At 74.9% G+C, this 3,225-nt stretch carries 1 protein-coding gene; it reads right to left on the bottom strand.

Going from position 1 to position 3,225, the window contains the following annotated elements:
• Window positions 1–174 precede the first annotated feature (174 nt).
• Window positions 175–3,225, bottom strand: a 3,051-nt coding sequence (locus IR155_RS15500; RefSeq protein WP_135115684.1) for a glycosyltransferase, incomplete at its 5' end; no start/stop codon positions are given.

The following is a 3,225-nucleotide window of genomic DNA, read 5'->3' as shown; positions in this document are numbered from 1 at the left end:
GTCCGGCGCGGTGCAGCCCGACAGGAGCGCCAGGGTCAGCAGCGCCGCCAGCGCGCGGCGCCGCGGGAGCCGGCGGTGTCCGGTGCGGCGTGGTCGCTCGGATCGACCGGCAGGGCCGGGGATTCTCAGCGCGGACGCCATGGTGCCGACCCTAGCAAGCATGTCCGGCGCCGCTCAGAGCGGCCGCCGGGCGCGATGCCGGCGCACGTCCTCGAGGATGACGCGCGCTCGCGCTGCGAAGGAGTGAGCCGATCGCACATGGTCGGAGGCCGCGCGCAGCGACGCGTCGTCGTAGTGCTCGGCGGGGCCCCGCGCCGCGATCGCGAGGAGCTCGGCCGGGGAGGAGTAGGCGGCGATGCCGTGCGGCAGCACCCCACCGGGAAGGACGTCCTGCAGACCCGCGACGTCGTCGGTGAGGAGGCGGCCGCCAGAGGCGAGGACGTCGAACACCCGGTTCGAGAGGAATCCGGCCTCGCGCATGTCGGGCCAGTGGTCGTTGAGCGACCAGGCGGCGCTGCGGTAGTAGCGGCGCAGCTCGTCGTTCGGGATGTGGGTGCCGCCGATGTGCTGCTCGCCGACGTACTCCTCCCAGTCGCTGCCGTAGATGACCACCGGCAGCCCGGCGTGCGCGGCGTGCCACGCGGCCGGCCGATAGGCGCGGCGCGAGTTGCCCACCATGAGGAGCTTGCCGGCGAGCTCCGGCACCTCGGTGTCGTCGATGTAGAACCGGTCGGGGTCGGTGCACTGCAGCAGCGCGGTGACCGGCCGACCCCACTGCTCCTCGGCGCGGCGCGCCCAGATGGTGCTCGCCGCGTAGCGCAGGTCGTACGCCGCGAGCTCGTCCGCGGTGACCTCGTCCGGATGGCTGATCACCCAGACGACGCTCGTGGCGGTGGCGGGAAGCGGCACGGGGTTCAGGCCGCGGAGGGTGAGCACGACATCGTCGGCGCCCGCCGTCGCGCGCGCCGCCGTGTGCGCGAAGTCGATCGACACGCGCTGGCCGAGGTCGCGCAGCGCGGCGGCGAGCGACTGGGCGAAGTGGAAGTCGCCCCACATCTCCGCGCGGTCGTCCGCCGGCGCGGCGGTCTTGATCGCCCACTGCAGCCGCTCGGGGCGGTCGGATGCCTGCAGCGGCAGGGGCGCCGGGCGCCAGGTCGCGTGCGTCCACGCGTCCGTGCGCCGGGGCGCGGACGACGAGCGGAAGCCGCCGAAGACGGCGCTCGCCCCCGCGGCGTCGCACGCGGCGCGCGACCCGGTGGGCGGGTCCGGCCACAGCTCCGCGAAGGTGAGCACGTCCTCCTTCGCCGGATCGGTGGGCGCGAACGCGCTGGGTCGCAGCGCCTGCGCGACGACGTCGGTCCGCAGCACGACGGCCTTGCCCTCCGCGCGCGCTGCGCGCTGCGCGAGGTCGACATCGGCCCAGAGGCGGCGCAGGCGGGGATTCATCCCGCGGATCGCGCGCACGGTCGTGGCGCGCAGCAGCAGGGGGAGCGGGGCGCCGGGGACCTCGACCGCGGGTGCGGCCCAGGTCGGCCAATCCTCCGGCAGGCCCCGCATCAGCGCGACGGGGTCGCTGCCGTGCGGGCCGTAGATCACCCCGGCGTCGGCGATGAGCCGCTGTGCGTCGAGCACGACCGGATGCACGGCCGCGGCCTCGGCCTCGCGCATCGTCTGCACGAGGTCCGCGAGGGTGCCCGTGCGGAAGCGGAGCGCGGCGGTGGTCACGAAGACGTGCTCGCCCCGTGCCTCACGGAGCCCGCGATTGAGCCGCGTGGTGCGGGCTGAGCCCTCGGGCGCCAGGATCACCCGCACATCGGCACGCGCGAGCTCGGTGAGCAGCAGGGTCTGCACATCGGCCCAGGCGCTTCCTCGCGCGACGAGCACGTATTCCGCCTCGATCGCGCCGACGTGCGACGACAGCGCGTCGAGCGCCGCGAACGCCTCGCGGCCGGTCGCCACGTCGTCGATCACGACGGTGAGCAGACCGGGCCGCGTGTCGGGGAGCCGGCTCCACCGCCGGCGGTCGTGCACGGCGGCGTGCCAGCCGGTGAGCGGGCGAGGGTCGACGGCCACGCCCACGAGCGGCACCCGGACGAGCTCGGTGGCGGTGGCGAGCGAGAGGACGAAGTCGTCGTCGACGGCTCCTCCCAGCGATTCGTCGAACGCGGGGACGCGCGCCAGCAGCGCACGCTTGACGAGCACGGTGCTCAGCGGGATCGAGCTGTGGACCTCCGGCGACCCGTCCGTCTCGGGGCCGGCGACCGCGGTGGTCGCCGTGCCGCCGCGGACCTCGGCGATCGCGTACCCCGCGTCGTGCCCGCCTTCCTCGAGGAACGCGATCATCGAACGCAGGAACTCGGGCGTCCAATCGGCCGCCGTGTCGACGAAGGCGACCCATTCTCCGCCCGCCTCGGCCAGCGCGGCGTTGTACGCGGCAGCGGCCCCGTGGTCGGCGAGACGGAGCAAGCGAACGCGGGCGTCCCGGGCGGCTGCGGCCTCGACGGCGAGGGGCGTGTCGTCGGTCGACCCGAGGTCGGCGACGATCAGCTCCCAGCGCTCGTGCGTCTGGGCGGCGACCGACGAGATCAGCCGGTCGACGGATTCGGCGTCGTCCCGCACCGCGGCGACGACCGAGACGAGGGGCTGCTCCCCGCGCGCGGCGAAAGCCGCGAGTGCGTCGGCGATCTCGGGCGCCGTCTCGGGCATGTCGCTCGATCCGCGCACCGACGTGCGCGTGTGCTCGACCTCGTGCCACCGCCGGGCGCCGGCGAGCAGGAACGGCCGGACGGCGTCCAGCGTGAGGCCGGCGGCGAGACCGAGCCCCGCCGCGTCGTACGGCAGGGGCGCGTCGCCGTCGCGGTCGCGCAGGAATGCGGTGAGCGGCCCGTACTCGCCGGCCTCGAGACCGTCGGTGATGCGGTCCGGATCGAACAGGGGCGACGTCGACGCCTGCCACAGTCCGTCCTCGCCGCGCAGGTACGACAGCAGCGGATCGACATCGTCGCGCCAGTCTTCGGGCCGCACCCAGGCCGGGACGAAGAGGGGATGCGGGGACAGCCCGTCTCGGCGCCCGGACTCGAGGTAGTGGGCGATCGCCGTCTCGAGCCCGTCGAACTCGCGCCCGAGCTGGGTCTCGTACCACTCCTGGTCGAAGACGAGCGAGGCCCGGATCAGTCGCACCGCGGCGGCGTGGGGGGCCGGCTCCTCGGCAGCGGTGGCCGGGGG

It is taken from the genome of Microbacterium paludicola (assembly GCF_015235415.1).
Classification (GTDB): Bacteria; Actinomycetota; Actinomycetes; order Actinomycetales; family Microbacteriaceae; genus Microbacterium; species Microbacterium paludicola.
Note: the sequence above shows the minus strand (reverse complement) of the source record. Positions and strands in the feature narration are given on the sequence as shown.